The organism is Neobacillus terrae (assembly GCF_011393025.1).
In the GTDB taxonomy this organism is placed as follows: Bacteria; Bacillota; Bacilli; order Bacillales; family Cytobacillaceae; genus Neobacillus_A; species Neobacillus_A terrae.
Genome location: NZ_JAAOEO010000002.1, coordinates 182,577 through 202,432 on the forward strand (window position 1 = coordinate 182,577; position 19,856 = coordinate 202,432).

Here is a 19,856-nt window from a genome sequence, read left to right on the forward strand (position 1 = left end):
AGTATTTCCTTATTTTATGGCTAGAATTGTTGATGATAAAAGAATGCCTTAAAAGATATGTTTTCCGCCAGAGTTCGGAATCGGTCTTTATTCATTTGAAGGATGATATGCTCCATGGAACAATGGAAGCTATTTAATAGGACCTACAGAAGTCAAAGCTTTCAAAGAAAAGCAAGGAAGTACCTGTACCAATTATCCTAAAAAAGGAATCTCCCTAAGTATTAATACTTTAACAGCTATACTTTTTGGATATAAGAGCCCTCATGAATTATTTGAATTAGGGTACATTCGAGGAGATTCCTCGGAAGCAGATAAGCTTGAACATATAATTCCCCATAAGAAACCATTAATTATGATTTCTTTTAAATTAATACAATAGAGGACTTCCTGTGGATGTCATCTTTCACTTCTTGGAAAAATACTAAATCTTAAATTTCACTTTTATAATGCCTGCTTCCTTTGCGGTAGTATAAATAATAAGAAGTAACGGGCCTACTATAAAGCCGAGAATTCCTACTACCTTCATTCCCAAATACATAGCTATCAGCGTAGACAGAGGGGAAAGGCCAATGTGTCTGCCCATTACTTTTGGTTCTACTGTTCGACGAATAATTAATAAAATCGCTGCAAGAATGGCAAGCTGAGTGCCTGTTGAAACGTCTCCTATAGCAAACTCGTATAGACTCCACGGACCAAGTATAAGAATAGAACCAAGTATTGGAATAAAATCAATTCCCCAAATAACAAGGGAGACCACAAGAGCAGTATCAGGGCAAATTATAATCAGGCCAATTAGTGAAACAATAAAAATAATCACACTAACCATAAACTGTGCCTTAAAAAAACCTACAACGACATAGGAAAGCCTGGAAGTCATGAAGCTCACTTTTTCAGCTGTTTTTTCGGAAAGATGATTATAAGTTTTAAGCTTTAAGGCAGGCAGTTCCAGTAAAAATAAAAATAGGGCTATTAAATAAACAAGAAAATTAACTAAGTAATTAGGAATGTTTGTCAAAATTACTTTTAAGTTGTTTATATTTAAATATGTGAGAAGGTCTGCTTTCAGGTTATTAAGGAAGCTTTCTACCTGTGAACTTATTTCACGCACAATCTCAACAGGGAGATCTCTTGAGGCAGATATATAACTCTTTTGCATTTTATGCCATGACCTGGTTACATCATTGATGTATTGAGGAGCGTGGTTTACCGTTTTCACTGCTTCGGTAATTACTTTTGTGGTAACAAAATACCCAACAAGAGATAGTAAAAGCACAAATATAAGAAACACAGTGATAACCGCTGTCCGGTGCTTTATTTTTAAAATCTGTTCCAGCTTTAGACAAGCCGGGTTGAGAAGAGAGGCTGTAATGAAAGCAAAAATTAATGGCAGAGAAACGGGCAATATAAAATATAGCAAAAGAAAAATGATGGCTAAAACCAATAAATAAACCAAATTTATTTTTGTGAAAATTACTTTCAATAGGGTACCCCTTCCCATGAAGCAAATGAAAAAAATAAAAGGATTGAACAATTAAATTATAGTACGCATTTAATGGAATAAACAATGTAATTTGCACTTATGCCCTATTTATTTAAAATTGAGTTGAAGGCGGCGGTAATGCTATGTGCCCAAAAAGCATTACAGAGGAAACCATCCAGGCTATTGCCCATATTTTATTGGCGATAATTGAGTCAGCTGCAAAGGAATATAATTTTGTTCTTACAGGATCCTATTCCCAAAAAAATACTTTTTATTCAAAAGAAAAAATGCTGGTCCGGTATAAAGGAATGGTTGTCCGGCCTAAAGAAGATGGAGTATCAGTAGATGTGTTTGTTCTTTTTCAAGGGTATGATGATGTCATTGATAGGGTTAAAAAACTGCAGGAACAAATCTTTCAAGATGCAAATAGCCTTATTGGCTGCCTTGTAAAAGAAATTAATATTAGTCTGGAAAAAGTAAAAAAGGCGCAGGATTGATGCGCCTTTTTTACTTTTTACGTATTTTATTAATTCAGGAAACCTCGTGAATTATTCCGCAAATTTCTCTACTTCAGCTTTTATATCTGAGAGAATCTTTTTGCATTGGTTAACAAGTGATTCAGGGAAATTTTCGCCTTCCCCATATTCAACACCGTGCGGGTAATAGTGCTTTCCAAGAAGTGGCGTCATTAGCTGAATTACTGCCTTGTGAGAGCCAACATCACCTTCAACTGCATAACCAAAAACGCGCAGATAGTAAACACCGTCTTTTAATTCGAACTTGCGATCGTATGTAACTCGCTCATAATCCCATTGGCCTTCACGAACAAGGCGGTGGTCTAGCATGACTTCATCCAGACGGTTTAATTCCGCCTTTAAATTTTCGATTCCAATACCCTCGAATTTCATAAATTAATCCCTCCTGCAACAATTCCATAATACAAGTGTTTTCTATCACCAATTATGAACAATTTAAATTCAATTTAATAATAGTTGAAAACGTTACAACATGCAATGAATACATCAACTGAAGTAAGAGATTCATCCTCTAAATAGAGAAATCATATTGTAGAATATTATGGACTTTCTTGGAAAAGCTAATATGAAGAATCTTAGGTATTTGGGAATCTAATTGGAGGTATTTAAGTTGGAAAAGATAAGGGATATTATGACAGACGAAGTAGAATGCTGTACTCTTTTGGATAATGTGTTTGAAGTTGCTGTAAAAATGAAGAATTTGAATGTTGGAGCTATTCCAATTGTAGAAGAAAAGAAATTGGTAGGAATGATTACGGACCGGGATATTGTTGTTAGAGGTGTTGCGGAAAAGCATCCAGGTTCTACTAAGGTAGAGGATATCATGAGCAGTGAATTAATTACCATTTCGCCTGATGCAACAAGCCAGGAAGCTGTTCATTTGATGTCTGAGCATCAAATAAGAAGACTGCCTGTTGTTGACAACGGAGAGTTAGTAGGGATTGTTTCTTTGGGGGATTTTGCAATAAGACAATTATCCGACGACCAGGCAAAAGAGGCCTTGTCTGACATATCAGAACAAAAATATAATAATCTGCAGCATTAGAAAGGTGCCCATAGGTGCCTCTTTTTGTGCCGATAAAGAAAGGTGTCAGTATTTTTTATTGATTCTTGTTAAATTAAATATTAAAAATGGTATAATAATTTTAATACATATCGATTTAATCAGGGCAAAATGGGGAGGGGCAGCCTCTGCAAACACTTTTTAGGATTCTTATTATTTCTGCGGTTATTCTAATGGTCGGTTTTTATATGAATTTGAATGATCGCAGCAGTAAAGATGTTTTAATAAAAGAAAACTCCGGGGCCCATTATAAAGAACCGGAAGCTTTAAGAAGTCCCGACAAAACTTCTACTAATAAGCGAGAACAGCCAAGTGAAGGTTTATCCACATTAATAGGAAAAAATGTGGATGAATTAGTTAAACAGTGGGGGCAGCCTTCACGGATTGATCAAACCATCTATGGGTATGAATGGTATATCTACAAAAAGGATAATGCTCATTATTTTCAGGCTGGCGTGGAAAATAAGAAACTGGTAACTATTTACGCTGTCGGCAAGGATCTTAACGCTTCCCCATTTGAACTAGGGGAATCAGTTGAAGAGATTTTTAATACCCAGTTTTTTGATGCGAATATTAATATAACACTTGAAGGAAATATTTATCGATTTGAACTTAATGATACAGACCTGAACACACGGCCTCTACTGCAGCTAGGCAATATTTTTGCCCAGCTGTATATTGATAAGTTTACAGGCACTCTTTCAAGTGTTCGTTTTCTTAATGCTGCAACTCTAGTCAAGCAAAGACCCTATGAACTGGTTTACCGTGGCCAGCTTCTTGATCCAATTCAGCCTGATCAGGATAAATGGCACTCAATTGAAGAAGGTACCGAGAAAGAAATCTTTGATCTTACAAATGTATTACGTTCGCGTCATGATTTGAAGACATTGGATTGGGATGAAAAACTTTCTGAAGCTGCTTATGCGCACAGTGAAGACATGGCAGAGAATAATGATTTTTCCCATACTTCAAAGAAATTCGGTACGCTTTCAGATCGCCTGAAAAAAGCGGAGGTAACCTTTCAGTCTGCTGGAGAGAATATAGCAGCCAATTATACAGATGGACCGGCAGTAGTCGAAGGATGGCTGAACAGCAAAGGGCACCGTGACTCTCTGCTAAATAAGGATTTTACTCATTTGGGAGTTGGAGTTTACAAAAAGTATTATACTCAAAACTTTATCCAAAAGTATGAGAAATAAAAATAAAAGCGTTGTCCCTGTTTAGCGATTTAAGTACAGAATAAGAATGATTTTTCTTCATAAAAAAAGGAAGCTTCAAACTGGAGCTTCCTTTTGATCTTTTACCGGATCCAGAGAGAAGTATCGGTTGCAGCAAAAGTATTTTTGGTTCCACTCCCCGATGAACTGATATCTTTTACCAATTTGAAATTCCTCGATTACAAAGTCTTTTGTAATTGGTGTCACTTTTTTAACAGCAGTTGATGAAGTCCCTGTTTCCACCTGAAGCTCCTGTACAAAAATAAAACGTTGATAATAAAATCTTTGTTTTTCACTGGATATTGACTTTATAACCCCTTCAACAATGGCTTCTTCATTAAAATGCCCTGAATTCTTCCACTTCATATCATTTTCTTTCATTTCTTTTCTTGTTAAAAGAAAAAAATATATACATATAATTGGAATAACAATTGCTGTTACCATGCCAGTGTTAACCCCTCCGCAAACCGCCTATAGTACCTATATGGCGAGCTTCTGTATCCTTTTGATTTTACCACTATACGCCCAAATAAAACGAGACAAATTACAAAGAGGTTTCACCAATAATTAAAAGCTACATATGGTAATATAGGCGAGCGATTTATGACAGAGGTGAAAATTTATGGAACAAAAAAAATTGCACCCTTCTGTGTTGAAGTTCAGGGAGTTTGTGAGGAACAATCCGGAAGTTTTATCAGAGGTTAAAAGCGGAAAAACAAGCCTTCAGGATTTGTATGAAGAATGGTATCTTCTAGGCGAAGAGGATGAGAGATGGCAGCAGTTTAAGGAAACAGGCAATTCCACGGAATCAGATGAAAAGAAAAACAGCAGCGGTGATAAGAAATCTGATTGGATGGGACAGATAGCTAATATGGCTAAAAAAATGGATCCTGTTCAGATGCAGGTATTTATTAATAATGCCAGCCAGGCGCTCGGGGCAATACAGGGAGTATTATCCCAGTTCCAGGGTTCAGGTCAAATAAATCAGCCTGGGCCATCAAAGCCTGCAGAAGGCCCAAAACATCCTTTTCAGTTTAGAAAAGATTAAGAAAGGAACCAGATGTGATGAGAAGAGAAGTCCTAGAATACTTGGATAGCAAAAAAGAATTAAAGCAGTTTGTTAGGGAACAGCCCATCTGGTACAGAAAGCTGTCCAGAAATCCTTATGAGCTGGAATCACTCGAGGTTGCTTCTTTACATCATTATAAAAAAACTGTTCCCCATCAGGTGGAGAAGTTTACAAATGGGGTACAGATGGCTTCTATGATGTTTCAAATGTTCCAGGCAATGAAAAGCCAGGGGTAAAGCGCACATAATCCAGACTATGTGCGCTTTTATTTTGTAAAAGTTTATATAATGATATGAATAGTGTTCCTTCTGCCTGATCCTTTGTTTTTAAGAGTAAAAAACAAATGGAATGCGAACAATACATGCATAAGGAGTGATGAAATTGAAAAGGAAACTGACTGGATTCATCGCGATGATACTCTTGCTTAGTATTTTTGCCGGCTGCCAAAGGGACATGCCAAAACCAAGAGCGAAAGCAAGTATGGTTAAGGCTTCAGAAAAGAAACCGGATAACAGCTCTCTTTCGCAAAGAATGGACGCTGGCAAAAAGGACTTTAGCGTGCATTATGACATAAGAGGAAAAAATCTGCTCATTGAATGCATGGTTAATGGAGTTTCCTTTCGGCAGAATGATCCTACTCAAAAAAAATTAGGGAAAATAGCAGTTTGGGTTGATGGAAAGAAAAAGGAGGAGGTAGCTTCAGCAGCATTTATAGTTAGAAACCTATCGCCTGGTGCACATCGGATAAAGCTTGATATCTTAAACTTAAAAAATAAACCTTACGGGATGAGCAGAGATTTTTTGGTAAATATCCCTAATTAAATTGAAAATTTCACTTTCTTATTTTAACCGTGGTAGAATAAGGAGTGGAGGTGGGCTCATGCTAGCAACATTTGAAAGAATAGAACTATTGGATCAAGCCGAAAATTTAAGCCAGATGATTATTGACTCTGATGTAGCAGAAAATTATTACATTTGTTTATATAAATTACAGTCCAATCAGGAGGCCCAAAGGAAAATACGCCATTTCGCCAAACTGAAGGAACAATACGAGGAAGTTCAGCGATTCGGAAAATACCATCCTGATTATAAAAAAGTTATGATGGAAATCCGTGTAGCCAAAAGGGAGATGGACCTTGATTTTCACGTAGCGGAGTTTAGGAAAGCCGAAAATGATCTGCAGGATTTATTGAACCATATCAGTGTCCTCATAGGCGGGGCAGTTTCACGCAATGTGAAAGTACCTACAGGAAATCCCTTTTTTGATACATCTTCGAGCTGTGGAGGCAGCTGCGGTTCTGGAGGCAGCTGTGGATGTTCTGCATAAAACGGCATAATTGCCGTTTTTTTTTTCGGTTAGGAAATTATAGATTTTCACCTTGTGGAAAACTCCGAACTAGGTTAGTGTAATCCAGCTCCAGCGCCTAGCCCCTCGGGGTCTTAAGCCAAATCACTTCAGAAATCAGGACAAGGAAAGCTTCGGAAGCATCCGCATCGCACGAAGGAAAAGCTTTTGCTTTTCCGAGGATGACTACGTGATTCGTCTTATGCCTGTTGGAGGCCCACAGGATGTGGGTCAGGAAGGCGTTGCCACAGGACGTGGCGATTTTAGCCTTTCATCATCTAACCAGGGCGCTTGCGCCTTTTGTTCTGATACAAGAAAAACCACATCTAACTTGACTGTTGTCTACGTTGCGGAAAGATAATCATTTTGAAACCTTACGCAATCATTACATAGATTGCCGCAGCAAAACATCTTTTTTTGTGGAACATAAAACCGGTGTCTAAAAACCAATAATGATTTTTCCTTCCGTACAAAAACCGTTTGACTGTGAAGGCGTTTCCCTTGCATTGCTTTGGCCGCTGATTGCATAATAGCTTTTTGAATATCTTCGACCATGGTTCTCTCCCTTGGCATAATATAAAGGAAGGGGATTCCGGTGATCTTTTTCCATTCTGCTTTTTCAATTATAGAATTGGAGGACTGGAGCAGGATGATAAATTTTTCCCATACAAGATCTAACTCCATAAATTTCACCTACTTGTTATTGTTAGAATTTTGGGAAGTAATTTAGGTTTAAATTGAAATCTAGTGCTTTTTTATGCTAGACTAATAAAAACTAGTGCATTTAAGGGGAAAAAAATATGATTGGACAGAGACAGGGATTGGTTATATGGCTCTATTCCTTAAAGCAGGCTAAAATGCTGAGAAGATTTGGCAACGTTCATTATGTCTCGAAGAGATTGAAATATGTAGTCCTCTATTGCAATCAGGAAGACTTGGAAGGCATTATGGAGAAATTAAACTCCTATTCTTTCGTTAAGAAAATTGAACCGTCATATAAACCTTTTTTGAAAATGGAGTATGAAAACTCAGCTCCTGACAAAGCAAAAGAATACGATTATAAAATGGGGATTTAAAGGTGGGGGCTTAAGCCCTCACCTTTTCTTATCCTTTTTATTGTAGGGGTGCTAAAAAATGATTGAGTCTTAAAATTCCTATCAGATACTGGTAGTAAAGCTCATTTTCAGAAAAAATGACTGATGGCTTAACTGACAGTTCATAAATTTCCTTACCAAGTGTTCTGGCCGTTTCAGAAAAGAGATCAAAACGTTTATTTGGAAGGTGGACTGGATTTGGAATCCCTTCTCTGCAAAAATAAATAGGCTGAAACTTTCCAGGATCTGTTGGCTTCAATATAATTGCCAAAGAGGTAAGTTCTCTTTTTTCAATAGTTGTATGCAATGCCATCATGTATTGGATCCGGTTGGGATTTGATTTTGCAAGTTCGATTAATTCATATATATCCGAGTACCCTTCACCTAATTCTATAAAACGCTGTATCAATGGACAGTTCTCCTTTTTGTCATAATTTCTAAATTAATTTAACACTTTAGGGATAGAAAGAAAAGTGAAATAGAGGTTTTCCAACCAAAAGTGGTCTTCGTAAACATCATGTTATTGGTATAAAAGGAATGTTTTTTAAGGGGAGTTTCATTTGTATAAAAAGATCATTATTTGTCTGCTTATCTTTTTGGCTGCTTTTGGAGGAATTCAATATTGGCAGTGGCACAGCTTTTCAGAAATTGGGAAAAAACATTCTGACGGCCTAAAAAATCAGGTTTCGCAGGAACTTATCATAAATTCGGATGCGAGCGGTCTTCTTAACATCGTTCACACATTTTCAGGACTGAGCACAAAAAAAGAATATACAGTCTTGCCTCCACGGTATAGTCCAAATTGGACTTGTATAGGCGCCGATAGAGAAAAATGCGCCAGCCAAGACAGCGACCCGAATACCTTTCTGGCCACAAAAGGCACTTTGTCTCTACAGTATTCTCTGCAAACAAACAAAAAAGAAAAAGCATTTTTACTCATGGAATGGTCAGCGGGCTTAAAGAATGAGAGCATCCAAAATACAAAAATCACAATAATTTCTCCAGCAAAACAGAAAGGGAAATGGATAGCAGGTATCCCCTTAACAGGGCTAAAGAAAAGGGAATTAATCGATTATTACGTTTTTAAGGGGAGAGAACCAGAAGTTTCTTTATACTGGCAGGAGAGTCCCCTTTATGTGTTAAAGCAAACGGGGAATTATACCATATATAGTGATAGACCAGAGGAATTGAATACAGAGAAAAAGATCATTGAATCCAGCTGGCTGAAAAGCATGCCTTTTTTAAATATTTTTTTTACAAAAAAGACACCACCAGGATCAGCCCCAGGATTTCTATTCCTGGCGGATGGCCGGCCCGCTTCAGAAATACAAGCGGCAGCTGCTGAATATTTCTATGGACAGAAGTTTAAAAAAGCACCCGAATCTGAATGGATAAAGGATATGCTTCTTTCCAATTATTCTGGTAATGAACCCAGGACTGAGAAAGGGAGATTTGCTTTAAACCAATTGCATTCCTCCCTTAGTGATAAGGAATGGAAAAAATTTATTGGTAAGGTAAACAGGACAAAAACACAAGTGAATGTCAGAGATTTAGACTCTATTCTGGAGAAAACAAAAGGGATGAAAACGTCCTTTTTTACATTAAATGCAGAGAAAACAAACGAAAATATTCCTCTTACTTTTTTTGAGAGCCGATCTCTTGTTATCAATGGTACGAAAGCTCCCTCTCTTGAGATTCTAATAGCACAAAGCAGCCATTTTTATCCTTTCGTCGCAACAATGGGTGCTTTGGGATATACGGCAGGTCAACGCGAAGAAAAGTTTATTGTTTTAAAGAAACAAAAGGCCATATATAGTTTCCAGCCTGAGAAGAAAATATTTTATCGGAATGGACAAAGCTACGGGCTTTTGATAAATCCTTTTATGGTTAAAACAGGAAAAGTTTATATAAGCGAGGCTGGACTCAAATCCATATTTAAAGTGAAGGTAACTGAAACTAAAAAGGAGATTACTTTAATCGATTAACAAAGAAAAAACCCTGCAGAAAAAATCTGCAGGGTCCTTCTATATCCTTAAAAAGGATAGAAGGCAAAGGGAGAGGAGAAACCGGAGGAAGAACTTATGGGGAAACGTAAGTCTTCTCCGCGGTTGGCAACAACATCCTCGAATTGATGTTGTTAGTAACATTATTTCCACAAGAGGAAGACTTATACACATGTTTGATAATAAATTAAAATTTTCCCAAACTTGATTCTTACTATTTTTATTAAACAGCTTTATAAATTAGTTATCCTGTTGGCTTGGAAATAGCAATTATGATAGGATAGTGAAGAAATAAGAAAATTGTCAGAATATGTGGTGATTAAGATGAGAGTGGTCTCTGGAATTTGCAAGGGGAGAGCCTTGAAAGCGGTTCCCGGAAACACAACTAGACCAACTACCGATAAAGTAAAAGAAGCAGTTTTTAATATGATTGGTCCATATTTTGATGGAGGCTTGGGCCTGGATTTATTTGCAGGCAGCGGCGGACTGGGTTTGGAGGCATTGAGCAGGGGATTGGATAAAGTTATTTTTATCGATAGGGAAACTAAGGCAATCCATACCATTAACGAAAATATAAAAACATGCGGCTTTGAAGAAAAATCTGAGGTCTATCGAAATGACTCTGAACGGGCGTTAAAAGCACTTAAAAAAAGAGAAATAGCATTTGATTACATATTTTTAGATCCGCCTTACAAAAAACAGCAGCTCATGAGCCTTATGGAAAAAATAAGGGAACAAAATCTGCTCGCTGAAGGAGGCCTGATTGTCTGTGAACACAGCCACGAGGTTATTCTTCCAGACTCATTGGAGGGTTTGCAGCAAATAAAGCATGAAAGGTATGGAATCATATCCATCTCCATTTTTCAGAATGAATTAGAGGAAGTAGGGAACTGAATATGGCAAGCATTGCGGTGTGTCCTGGTAGTTTTGATCCTATAACTTATGGACACTTAGATATTATTAGAAGAGGGGCTAAAGTTTTTGATCAGCTATATGTGGTTGTTCTAAACAATTCCTCCAAGCAGCCACTCTTTTCAGTCGATGAGAGAATTGATCTAATTAAAGAAGTAACGAAGGACCTTCCTAATGTTAAAGTGGATGAGTTTTCAGGGTTATTGGTGGAATATGCACAATCTGTAAATGCAAATGCCATCATCCGGGGATTAAGGGCGGTTTCCGACTTTGAATATGAGATGCAGATTACATCTATGAACAGGGTACTAAACGAGAGTATTGAGACCTTTTTTATTATGACAAATAATCAATATTCCTTTTTAAGCTCAAGTATTGTAAAAGAAGTTGCCAAATATGACGGCAACATTTCTTCACTTGTTCCCTCCACTGTAGAAAAAGCTCTACATCAGAAATTTAAAAAATAGGCAGATCATAACATATAAGAAAACAGACCAGAGCTGGTTCTCTGGTCTGTTTTTTGATAATCGGAATTAATTTTGACGGACAGGACAAGGAAGTCTTTATCAGCTTTTGCATCACATGAAGAAGAAGCAAAGCTTTATTGAGGACGTGCCTTTTGGAGCGTAATATGGGCAACTGCGGGGCTGCTCTCACTTAAAGGCTCGGCAATCGCCAAGTTTTCTTTACGCTTTTACATTCCTTTTTACAAGGATTAATACATAAACTCCAAGTGCAAAAAGAGTAATCAATGGACCGGCAAGGACCATTTTTTGAAATAAGTGATCTGACTCTATGGCCGTTTTAAGAAGACTGACGGGTATGGCATTTGAAGGCTTTTCTGGTTCCTGAAAATGAAGATAAAGTGGTTTCCATAAAATAAGTGTAAATAAGCTGGCAAAAACACCTTGAATAATCCTTGCGAAAAAAAACGGCTGGAACCGTATATCGGTTTGAGCCAAGATGCTTGCAACCTGCGCCTGAACACTAAAACCACTAAAAGCAAGGATAAAGCTTGTTATCATTGCCTGCTGCAGCATAGTGGCATCCTGAACCTGGCTTGTCAGCTGGCTGCCAAGGGTAATCTCAAAAAGACCAGAAATAAAGGGAATACTCAGCATATCAGGAAAGGATATTGCCTGCAGGGCGAAATCAACAACTTGTGCAAGGAAAGCAGTGATATGTAAAAGATATAGGAGTTTATTTATCACTGAAAAAATTATAATAAACCCACCGACCATTAGAAGGGTTTGAATGGAGGAAGTCACTGCATCGCCCAATAATTTCCCGATGGGACGATTATCTTTTAATCTCGTTTGATGAAGAGCGGATAAGGCACTTCTAAATGCAAACCTTTTTTTTCTTTCACTCCTTTTCAGTGAATCTTCCTTTCCATAAAACCTCATGAGGATACCAACACCGATGTTTCCAAGATAATGAGCAAAGGCAAAAATGACACCCAGCTGAGCATTATTGAAAAATCCAACGGAAACAGCTCCGAAAATAAATAGCGGGTTTGAGGAATTAGTAAAAGACACAAGCCTCTCAGCTTCAGTTCTAGTTAATTGTCCTTCCTGGCGAAGCCTTGCTGTTAGTTTTGCGCCTGCAGGAAAACCGGACGCCATACCCATGGCCCATACAAAACCGCCAACCCCAGGCACTTTAAAAAGTGGCCGCATTAGCGGTTCGAGCAGGACCCCTATAAATTTAACGACTCCAAAACCGATAAGCATTTCCGAGACAATAAAAAAGGGCAGTAACGAAGGAAAAACAATTTCCCACCACATATTTAATCCCCTGATTGATGCCTGAAATGATTCCTGTGGAAAGGAAATAAGGGAACCTGCCAATATGGTAACTGAAACAGATAAAAAGAGGGTTTTTAGCTTTGAACGAAACAAATGGGACAGCCTCCTTCCTCTGGAATTCCTTACTGTGCAAGGTACCAAATCAGTGCTAGAATAAGGAATATTGCCTTGTCCTCATATACCACAATATACTCATATAAAGAAATTTTAGACCATAAGATTGAAAGACTATTCTCTTATCAGAAAAACGGGCAAAGGAAACTCCACAGGCCCATAGGGATGAGGAGAAAGAAGAACAGAAGCGACCTCGAGGGGCTAGGCGCTGAAGTTTGACAGGCTCCAAAACCGGACGCGGAAAGCGAGTTCCTTAAGCAGAAATAAACAGGCAAAAATTTAAGAGACACCCGTGAAAAAAATTGGCAAAAGAATGAAAGAACAGCTATCCACAGTTATTTCAGGGTAGAACCAAAATTAAAAATATATTTTTATTTTGTCTCATAGGAAAGGCATGCCGAAAACCGGTTTTTACTAGGTATAGGAGGAGTTCAATTTGGTGCGTCCGAAGATTGGATTGGCGCTCGGTTCAGGGGGAGCAAGAGGTTTTGCACATCTGGGTGTTATTAAAGTGTTAAGAGAGGCTGGGATTCCTGTTGATTTAATTGCCGGAAGCAGCATGGGAGCATTAGTTGCCTGCTTTTACGGGGCTGGTATTGATATGGACCGCTTATATAAACTTTCAGGAGCCTTTAAGAGAAAATATTACCTTGACTTTACTGTTCCAAAAATGGGATTTATAGCGGGGAACCGAATAAAGGAATTTATAAGGCTCTTTACACATGGAAAGAATCTTGAAGAGTTGGATATTCCTGTTGCAGTAGTCGCTACTGACCTGATTGCAGGAGAAAAGGTCATTTTTAGAGATGGCCCGATATCTGAGGCGGTTCGTGCAAGTATATCCATTCCAGGAATATTGGTTCCTGAAAAATTGAATGGCCGGATATTAGTGGACGGTGGTGTGGCAGACAGGGTCCCTGTTTCTGTTGTAAAGGAGATGGGTGCTGATATAGTTATTGCGGTGGATGTCGCAAAGGTAAAGAAAAATGCTGAAATTACTTCCATTTTTGATGTAATTATGCAAAGCATAGATATTATGCAGAAGGAACTGGTTATTAGCAGGGAGGCGGCTTCCGACATAATGATTCGCCCTCATGTAGAAATGTACAGTTCAAGAGCTTTTACTAATATAGAAGAAATTATAAAAATCGGGGAAGATGAAGCGAGAAAGCATCTTTCTCAAATTCAGAATGTGATTGATCAGTGGAGGGAGACAGAATAAAGATGCGAAAAAAAATATCCTTTCTGCCTTATATTCTAATAACAGCAGTTTTAATAGGAGCTATATATTATCCCTTGCCATATTTTGTTTCCAAACCGGGAATGGCAAAGGAACTGGAGCCCATCATCAAAATAGAGAACGGGTACCACGAAAAAGGGAGCTTTATGCTGACAACTGTAAGAATGGGCAGAGCCAATTTCTATTCGTATCTCACTGCTAAAGTAAGCAAATATGATGAAATCTACCCTTTAGACATGATTATGGGAAAAAAAGAAACGGAAGAAGAATTTAATACCCGGCAGCTTCAAATGATGGAGGGCTCAAAAGAGAGTGCAATAGAAACTGCTTTTAAAAAGGCAGGAATCCCTGTTCAGTACCGCTACAAGAGTGTGTATGTACTTGATATCGTACCCGGGATGCCGGCTGCAGGGAAATTAAAATCTGGAGACAGGCTTCTAAAAGTTGATGGTCATCCGTTTATTTCTTCAGGACAATTTATTGAATCTGTTAGCAAAAAGCATGAAGGAGATCCTATTAAGATTACCTTCACAAGAAAAGGAAAGACAGATACAGCGAATATGTCTGTCAAGAAGTTTAAAAATGATCCGAAGCATGTTGGGGTAGGGATAGGACTTGTTGATGATAAGGATCTTATTACTCTGCCAAAGGTTAAAATCAAAACAGATGAAATCGGTGGCCCTTCAGCAGGATTGATGTTCTCGCTTGAAATTTATAACCAGCTGACAAAGGAAGACTTAACAAGGAACTATGAAATTGCGGGAACGGGTACGATTACTCCAAATGGAATGGTTGGACCTATCGGGGGAATTGAGCAAAAAATCATTGCAGCTGACAAAGCAGGTGCTGAAATCTTTTTTGCCCCGAATGAAAAGGGAGCGAAAGACTCAAATTATCGAGCAGCTGTTAAAACCGCAAAAGATATAGATACAGATATGAAGATCATTCCTGTGGATACCTTTAACGATGCTGTCCATTATTTGGAAAATCTTAAAATGAAATCTTAATTAGATAACAATTAGAAAAACTCGGCATTCGCCAAGTCCTTTTAAGCGGATGCCCTAGTTTTTCTTATGCGTTCAGAATTTATGGATATAAATTCTGATTAGCTAAATAAAGGACTCCCCACCGGCGGGCAGTCCTTTATTTCATATAAATTGGCGGCTGATTAAATTCCATTTTTAAAAGCTTCTCTTGTTTTTCACCACTTAGTGCACATGAATAAACTTTTGCTGCTTTTATATCCAGATGAATAGGCTTCTCTTTAAAAGAAGATAGTTTTGATACAAGCGGTAAGGAAAAGTGGCTTTTCATTTTGTTTAAGTACTCCCGTCCTGCCAAAGACATCCCGAGCAGTCTCATATAGGATGCTTTTTCCTGGGGAAGATACATTTCTTCTTTATGTGTATTCGTTAATATATGTACACAGGCTCTTTGGAGTCTTGTCCAGGTATACCTTTTTGTTTTAATTTTCTCCATGAAGTCACCAAAAGAAGAAGAGGATACTGCCGCTTTTAGCATACGGTTTTCAATTCCTTCTTCCACTTCGTAGATTTTCTGCAACTCATTAGCCTCCATATTCAAGAGTCTATATTTAAGGAAAGGCCAGTAGTTTTCCCATTGATGAAAGAGACCATATTCTGAAAAGTAGAGTTTTAATTGATCAAATGTTGCTTGCGGAACATACTGGCTAATCTTGTCCGCGTTTTCGTCTTCTCCAAAAATGGCTTTTCTGATACTGGTTGCACTTGCTATTGTTTCAGAAGCAAAGTGTTCATCATGGTAATCAGCATTCTTTCTTCTTACAGTGAGAGGCTTAATGGAGCTTTTTTGATCTTGAATAGCTTTTATGTATTGATAGCCAAGAATGTTATTTGGCTTTGCCAGGCTGATGAGACTATCAGTTCCTTCAAATTCCTCAAAAGAAAGTGAAAGAGCTTTGGGATAGCTTACACCGGATTTCATATAGTCTTTTACTTTATGATTATATTGGGCCTGGTTCTCATTCAGGAAATCCAGCGTATTAAGAAAAGCATTAATATCCCCGTCTTCACTGCCGAAGCATAGAGCATCACAACCCGCTGCAGCCAAAATAGATACAGCGCCATTTGCGAAGGTTTCCGCTTTCTGTGCTGCGAAAATATATGGAAGTTCTAATACAAGATCTGCACCGCCTGCCAAAGCCATTTTTGTTCTTGCCCACTTAGATACAAGCGCCGGTTCTCCTCGCTGAAGGAAATTTCCGCTTATAACCGCAATAACAATATCTGCATCTGCAGCTTCTTTAGATGCATGAAGATGAAAGGCATGTCCATTATGAAAAGGGTTGTATTCGACAATAAGGCCAACAGCTTTCATTTAATTTCTCCTTTAATTTTTAACGATTTTCTGGTAAATTTTATTATATCAAATTTTTTTCAGCAATTCCTGCTGTCACGGGTATTCACGATGATTACCTTAGGGTGGGGTTTGCAAAAATATATAAAGGATAAACTAATAATATGTTCTATAGTAAAATGACAAAGGTTGATTGTTTTAATGCCTTCCAGGTGTAAAGAAAAAACATTGACAAAAAATTATAGGGAGGCTATAATTACCTTTGTTGCCTTGAGGTGATTCATATGAAATGGACATTAAGCCAATTGCAAAAGAGTCGAAATAAGGAATTTTTAATTGATGAAACCATTAGAGTGGATGAGATTAAAAAAGATGATTCAACAATAAGAGAGGTTTCGCCAATCCATGTAACTGGACGGGCTGATATCGGCTCTACTAGAGTGACATTTCACTTGAAAATTGATGGATATCTTATTCTTCCTTGTTCTCGAACATTAGTTGATGTCAATTATCCAATTTCTGTCGAAACAACTGAAACATTCCTCTTTAATGTTCCAGCATATGAAGCTGTAACAGAAGAGGAGGAAGCTCATCAAGTTAAAGGTGATGTTATTGATCTAATGCCAGCCATTAGAGAAATACTCCTTCTTGAAGTGCCAATTCAAGTATTTTGTGATGATTATAATCAGGAAGGCGCGGCTCCTCAATCGGGAAAAGATTGGGAAGTAGTCACTGAAGAAGATCAGACAAAGAAGATTGATCCAAGACTTGCAGAATTGGCTAAGTTTTTTGACGACAACAATTCCTCCGATTAACAATCGGCAAAAAAAAGAAGCAAAGTGAAGACCGTGATTTCGGCCTTCATTACTTTCTTATAACTCTTTAAGGAGGTGGGAAGAATGGCTGTACCTTTTAGAAGAACTTCTAAAACTGCGAAAAGAAAGCGTCGTACACATTTTAAATTAAATGTTCCTGGTATGGTAGAATGCCCAAACTGTGGTGAAATGAAACTTGCTCACCGCATATGTAAGGCTTGCGGAACCTACAAAGGAAAAGACGTTGTAAACAAATAATCATTATGATAAAAAGCACAAGGACTATTATGCCCTTGTGCTTTTGTCGTTTTAAGGAACTATATATAAAGGAAGGTTAAGGAATGGATTACACTTTAAAAAAGTATGCGGATGGATTTTTGGTTTTTACAATTGAAAGAAATGAAAAAAGGAATGCCATTAATTATGGAGTTATGGAGGGCCTAAAAGAAGCTATGGCCATAGCGATGGATAAGGATATAAAAGCCCTGGTGATTACTGGAAGCGGTGATCAGGCTTTTTGTTCAGGCGGCGATTTATCTGTATTCCACTCACTAAAGACCAGGGACGAAGCCTATTCAATGCTTTCAAGAATGTCTGCTATTCTCTATGGTTTGCTTATTCTTCCAAAGCCGGTTATTGCTCTTATGAACGGGGCTGCTGTGGGAGGAGGCTGTGAAGTGGCAATGGCCTGCGATTTCCGTCTGGCAAAAAGAACTATTAAAGCAGGTTTTGTACAGGGAAAGCAAGCGATTACAACCGGTTGGGGCGGAGGATCGATTGCATCAGAAAAACTAACGGGGACGAACGGAATGAGACCGCTGCTTGAGGCAAATATAAAGCGGGCGGAAGAGTTACAAAAAATGGGTTTTATCGATGAGTTTTATGAAGGGGAACCACTTGAAGCAGCGAAGTTGTTTATTAAAAAAACACTCAGCTTAAATACAGACGTTATTCAGGCCTATAAAGAAATGTGGATCCGTAAATGGCAAGCTGTACAGCTAAAGGAAAGAATGCAGGAAGAAGTTAAGGCGTGCGCAATTTTATGGGAGAGTGACGCCCATCATGAGTATATAAGCAATTTCTTTAATAAAAAATTGAATAAACAATAATACAGGTTGATATCAGTCTATCTTTTCTAGCAGATGCATATTATGAATAAAAACACTAGGAGGGATACTGATGTCACCAACCAGACAGGATGCATGGACGCAGGATGAAGATTTGCTGCTAGCTGAAATAGTGCTTCGCCATATTCGTGAGGGAGGAACTCAGCTTCAGGCTTTTGAAGAAACAGGGGCAAGGCTTTCGAGAACTGCTGCGGCGTGTGGTTTTCGCTGGAATTCCTACGTCCGTAAGCAATATAAATCCGGTATTGAGCTTGCAAAGAAACAGCGAAAAGAAGCCAAGAAGACTCCAGCATTAGAAGAAGAGACAGTTGAAAATGTCCAGGGGAATTTACAGGAAATAGATACTGAAGAGGCAGTGGGGACTGGTGTGCTGAACCTTCAGGAAGTGGTAACTTATATTCAAAACTTATATGTTAAGGCTGAAAAATCCGCTAAAGCTGATGAAGATAAAGCAAAAATAAGAGACTTAGAGAAAAAGGCATTCTATCTTGCTGCAGAAAATGAAAAGCTTTCTAAAAACTTAAAAGCAATAGAGGAAGATTACCGTTCTTTGATTGAGATAATGGAGCGCGCCCGGAAAATGGTGGTTCTGCAGGAGGAGGATCGCCAAAAAAAGGTGAGATTCCAAATGGACAAAAACGGTAATCTTGAAAGAGTAGAAGGGTAAGTTTTCATATTTAAATATAAAAAAGCGGACGCACTGTCCGCTTTTTAATTTGGAAAAATATCCGATAATCTTTTTCAATAACCAGTTTGGCGCACCGAGTTTTCACCTTTGAAAAGCACCATTGAGTTTCTTGCATCTAGTATGACCGCTGGGTGATAGAAAGGAAGCTAGTGTCCGTCCTATTCCTCCCTGCGAAAGTAATCAAAGCGTAGGCCCTCACGACAAGGAAAGCTGTAGCTTTTTCGAGGCGAGGGCAATTTGAGCTCTTCTTAAACTACCATATGTTGCTATTAGGGCACATTCGTTTTTTCTAATGTACCTGCGGGTCAACGCCTTCTGGGTACCATACGAGCGGGTTCTCACCGCGGTCCCGTTCCATTTCATAATTTACATTTTTAAAGCCCATCTTCTCCCAGAAATCTTTAGAATTGACACGAGGGTTGGTTTTGATTGGCAGGCCAAAGCTCTTAGCATATTCAACCAGAGCCTTTCCAAACCCTCTTCCCTGGTAATCCTGGATAACTTCAAGCTTCCAAAGTTCCAAATAATTTTGAGGAGGGGAGAAGTAACGGTCAAACCTGGAGTCAACCTGGTAAAGGCTCATCCTTGCAACTAGCTTATCTCCGAAATAAATACCATAGAATGGAGACTCGCTGTTTTCTTCAATAATATTTCCTTCAAGATCTTCCAGCATTGAAAGTTCCTGAAGACCATATTCTTTAAACTTTTTAAATTCTTCAAGAGTCTTAAAATTAATATGCAATTTTGTGACGGCCATTAAAGATACCCCCTAAATTAAATTCTTATCTTTATAATGTATATAGTGAAAATTAAAGGAATAACATAAAAATGAAAATCCTTCCGTAGTATTTTCATAATATATTATTTTAATTATATAACAAATAGATTGAATCTTCCAACGTGTGCTGCTTTTAAACCTCATTTTCACAGAAGCATCAAGATGGAAGAAAAAACTCCAAAAAACAACAGAAACCGTTTTCATAATTTGCAGGAAATTCAGGAAACCAT

At 38.1% G+C, this 19,856-nt stretch carries 26 protein-coding genes and 1 pseudogene; 19 read left to right on the forward strand and 8 right to left on the reverse strand.

Annotation, left to right across the window (positions count from 1 at the left end):
• Positions 1-121 precede the first annotated feature (121 nt).
• A pseudogene (locus G8761_RS26970) lies at positions 122-379 on the forward strand (sterol carrier protein domain-containing protein); the annotation flags it as partial.
• 42 nt (positions 380-421) lie between these two features.
• Here G8761_RS26970 and ytvI read toward each other — a convergent pair.
• The gene (gene ytvI, locus G8761_RS03390; RefSeq protein ID WP_166023673.1) at positions 422-1,480 is read right to left on the reverse strand and encodes a sporulation integral membrane protein YtvI; all 1,059 of its coding nucleotides are present in this window, start codon (positions 1,478-1,480) and stop codon (positions 422-424) included.
• A gap of 143 nt (positions 1,481-1,623) precedes the next feature.
• Here ytvI and G8761_RS03395 point away from each other — a divergent pair, with 143 nt between their 5' ends.
• Positions 1,624-1,977 (forward strand): Asp23/Gls24 family envelope stress response protein, encoded by a 354-nt coding sequence (locus tag G8761_RS03395; RefSeq protein ID WP_166023675.1) that lies wholly within the window; start codon positions 1,624-1,626, stop codon positions 1,975-1,977.
• Positions 1,978-2,028: 51 nt separating this feature from the next.
• Here the strand turns inward: G8761_RS03395 and G8761_RS03400 are convergent, their stop codons facing one another.
• The gene (locus G8761_RS03400; protein ID WP_166023677.1) at positions 2,029-2,388 is read right to left on the reverse strand and encodes a YugN family protein; all 360 of its coding nucleotides are present in this window, start codon (positions 2,386-2,388) and stop codon (positions 2,029-2,031) included.
• Positions 2,389-2,626: 238 nt separating this feature from the next.
• On the opposite strand from G8761_RS03400, the gene G8761_RS03405 reads away from it, so the two are divergent.
• Together G8761_RS03405 and G8761_RS03410 are read left to right on the forward strand one after the other, a co-directional pair.
• Positions 2,627-3,061 (forward strand): CBS domain-containing protein, encoded by a 435-nt coding sequence (locus tag G8761_RS03405; protein WP_166023679.1) that lies wholly within the window; start codon positions 2,627-2,629, stop codon positions 3,059-3,061.
• Between the two features lie 191 nt (positions 3,062-3,252).
• Complete coding sequence (locus tag G8761_RS03410; RefSeq protein ID WP_166023681.1) at positions 3,253-4,278, forward strand: CAP domain-containing protein; 1,026 nt, start codon at positions 3,253-3,255, stop codon at positions 4,276-4,278.
• A gap of 75 nt (positions 4,279-4,353) precedes the next feature.
• Here the strand turns inward: G8761_RS03410 and G8761_RS03415 are convergent, their stop codons facing one another.
• Positions 4,354-4,740: a hypothetical protein gene (locus G8761_RS03415; protein ID WP_166023683.1), complete on the reverse strand. Its 387-nt coding sequence runs from the start codon at positions 4,738-4,740 to the stop codon at positions 4,354-4,356.
• A gap of 178 nt (positions 4,741-4,918) precedes the next feature.
• Here G8761_RS03415 and G8761_RS03420 point away from each other — a divergent pair, with 178 nt between their 5' ends.
• The 5 genes from G8761_RS03420 (at position 4,919) to G8761_RS03440 (ending at position 7,071) form a co-directional block, all read left to right on the forward strand.
• On the forward strand, positions 4,919-5,344 hold the full coding sequence (locus tag G8761_RS03420) for a YlbD family protein (protein WP_166023685.1): 426 nt from the start codon (positions 4,919-4,921) through the stop codon (positions 5,342-5,344).
• Between the two features lie 17 nt (positions 5,345-5,361).
• Entirely contained in the window at positions 5,362-5,601 is a 240-nt protein-coding gene (locus G8761_RS03425; protein WP_166023687.1) for a YlbE-like family protein, read from the forward strand.
• Between the two features lie 145 nt (positions 5,602-5,746).
• Positions 5,747-6,187 (forward strand): hypothetical protein, encoded by a 441-nt coding sequence (locus G8761_RS03430; RefSeq protein WP_166023689.1) that lies wholly within the window; start codon positions 5,747-5,749, stop codon positions 6,185-6,187.
• Between the two features lie 58 nt (positions 6,188-6,245).
• On the forward strand, positions 6,246-6,692 hold the full coding sequence (locus G8761_RS03435) for a YlbF/YmcA family competence regulator (RefSeq protein WP_166023691.1): 447 nt from the start codon (positions 6,246-6,248) through the stop codon (positions 6,690-6,692).
• Positions 6,693-6,900: 208 nt separating this feature from the next.
• A complete protein-coding gene (locus G8761_RS03440; protein WP_166023693.1) occupies positions 6,901-7,071 on the forward strand; it encodes a hypothetical protein in 171 nt (56 codons plus the stop codon).
• Here the strand turns inward: G8761_RS03440 and G8761_RS03445 are convergent.
• Positions 7,053-7,394, reverse strand: a complete 342-nt coding sequence (locus G8761_RS03445; protein WP_166023695.1) for a hypothetical protein — start codon at positions 7,392-7,394, stop codon at positions 7,053-7,055. The two genes, G8761_RS03440 and G8761_RS03445, sit on opposite strands and share 19 nt — an antisense overlap.
• A 116-nt stretch (positions 7,395-7,510) precedes the next feature.
• Here G8761_RS03445 and G8761_RS03450 point away from each other — a divergent pair, with 116 nt between their 5' ends.
• Positions 7,511-7,786 carry a YlbG family protein gene (locus tag G8761_RS03450; protein ID WP_027323267.1) on the forward strand — a complete coding sequence of 92 codons (276 nt, stop codon included), beginning with the start codon at positions 7,511-7,513 and terminating at the stop codon, positions 7,784-7,786.
• Between the two features lie 37 nt (positions 7,787-7,823).
• Here G8761_RS03450 and G8761_RS03455 read toward each other — a convergent pair whose 3' ends face one another.
• The gene (locus tag G8761_RS03455) at positions 7,824-8,213 is read right to left on the reverse strand and encodes a DUF7147 family protein (RefSeq protein ID WP_166023697.1); all 390 of its coding nucleotides are present in this window, start codon (positions 8,211-8,213) and stop codon (positions 7,824-7,826) included.
• A gap of 151 nt (positions 8,214-8,364) precedes the next feature.
• Between G8761_RS03455 and G8761_RS03460 the strand changes: the two genes are divergently transcribed.
• The 3 genes from G8761_RS03460 to coaD all read left to right on the forward strand — a co-directional run bounded on the left by G8761_RS03460 (position 8,365) and on the right by coaD (position 11,186).
• A complete protein-coding gene (locus G8761_RS03460; RefSeq protein WP_166023699.1) occupies positions 8,365-9,789 on the forward strand; it encodes a hypothetical protein in 1,425 nt (474 codons plus the stop codon).
• A 342-nt stretch (positions 9,790-10,131) separates the two neighbouring features.
• Positions 10,132-10,701, forward strand: a complete 570-nt coding sequence (gene rsmD / locus G8761_RS03465; RefSeq protein ID WP_166023701.1) for a 16S rRNA (guanine(966)-N(2))-methyltransferase RsmD — start codon at positions 10,132-10,134, stop codon at positions 10,699-10,701.
• Positions 10,702-10,703: 2 nt separating this feature from the next.
• Complete coding sequence (gene coaD / locus G8761_RS03470; protein WP_166023703.1) at positions 10,704-11,186, forward strand: pantetheine-phosphate adenylyltransferase; 483 nt, start codon at positions 10,704-10,706, stop codon at positions 11,184-11,186.
• 219 nt (positions 11,187-11,405) lie between these two features.
• Here the strand turns inward: coaD and ylbJ are convergent, their stop codons facing one another.
• Positions 11,406-12,620 carry a sporulation integral membrane protein YlbJ gene (gene ylbJ / locus G8761_RS03475; protein WP_166023705.1) on the reverse strand — a complete coding sequence of 405 codons (1,215 nt, stop codon included), beginning with the start codon at positions 12,618-12,620 and terminating at the stop codon, positions 11,406-11,408.
• Between the two features lie 457 nt (positions 12,621-13,077).
• Between ylbJ and G8761_RS03480 the strand changes: the two genes are divergently transcribed.
• Both G8761_RS03480 and G8761_RS03485 read left to right on the forward strand, forming a co-directional pair.
• The gene (locus G8761_RS03480; protein WP_166023707.1) at positions 13,078-13,863 is read left to right on the forward strand and encodes a patatin-like phospholipase family protein; all 786 of its coding nucleotides are present in this window, start codon (positions 13,078-13,080) and stop codon (positions 13,861-13,863) included.
• Positions 13,864-13,865: 2 nt separating this feature from the next.
• Entirely contained in the window at positions 13,866-14,888 is a 1,023-nt protein-coding gene (locus G8761_RS03485) for a SepM family pheromone-processing serine protease (protein WP_166023709.1), read from the forward strand.
• 136 nt (positions 14,889-15,024) lie between these two features.
• Here G8761_RS03485 and G8761_RS03490 read toward each other — a convergent pair whose 3' ends face one another.
• Entirely contained in the window at positions 15,025-16,239 is a 1,215-nt protein-coding gene (locus G8761_RS03490) for a nucleotidyltransferase (RefSeq protein ID WP_166023711.1), read from the reverse strand.
• Between the two features lie 263 nt (positions 16,240-16,502).
• Between G8761_RS03490 and G8761_RS03495 the strand changes: the two genes are divergently transcribed.
• The 4 genes from G8761_RS03495 to G8761_RS03510 all read left to right on the forward strand — a co-directional run bounded on the left by G8761_RS03495 (position 16,503) and on the right by G8761_RS03510 (position 18,827).
• Positions 16,503-17,033, forward strand: a complete 531-nt coding sequence (locus G8761_RS03495) for a YceD family protein (RefSeq protein WP_166023713.1) — start codon at positions 16,503-16,505, stop codon at positions 17,031-17,033.
• Between the two features lie 84 nt (positions 17,034-17,117).
• On the forward strand, positions 17,118-17,291 hold the full coding sequence (gene rpmF / locus G8761_RS03500; RefSeq protein ID WP_027323277.1) for a 50S ribosomal protein L32: 174 nt from the start codon (positions 17,118-17,120) through the stop codon (positions 17,289-17,291).
• Positions 17,292-17,374: 83 nt separating this feature from the next.
• Positions 17,375-18,142 carry an enoyl-CoA hydratase/isomerase family protein gene (locus tag G8761_RS03505; RefSeq protein ID WP_166023715.1) on the forward strand — a complete coding sequence of 256 codons (768 nt, stop codon included), beginning with the start codon at positions 17,375-17,377 and terminating at the stop codon, positions 18,140-18,142.
• A gap of 70 nt (positions 18,143-18,212) precedes the next feature.
• On the forward strand, positions 18,213-18,827 hold the full coding sequence (locus G8761_RS03510) for an RsfA family transcriptional regulator (protein ID WP_166023717.1): 615 nt from the start codon (positions 18,213-18,215) through the stop codon (positions 18,825-18,827).
• A gap of 310 nt (positions 18,828-19,137) precedes the next feature.
• Here G8761_RS03510 and G8761_RS03515 read toward each other — a convergent pair whose 3' ends face one another.
• Complete coding sequence (locus G8761_RS03515; RefSeq protein WP_166023719.1) at positions 19,138-19,605, reverse strand: N-acetyltransferase; 468 nt, start codon at positions 19,603-19,605, stop codon at positions 19,138-19,140.
• Between the last annotated feature and the right edge of the window lie 251 nt (positions 19,606-19,856).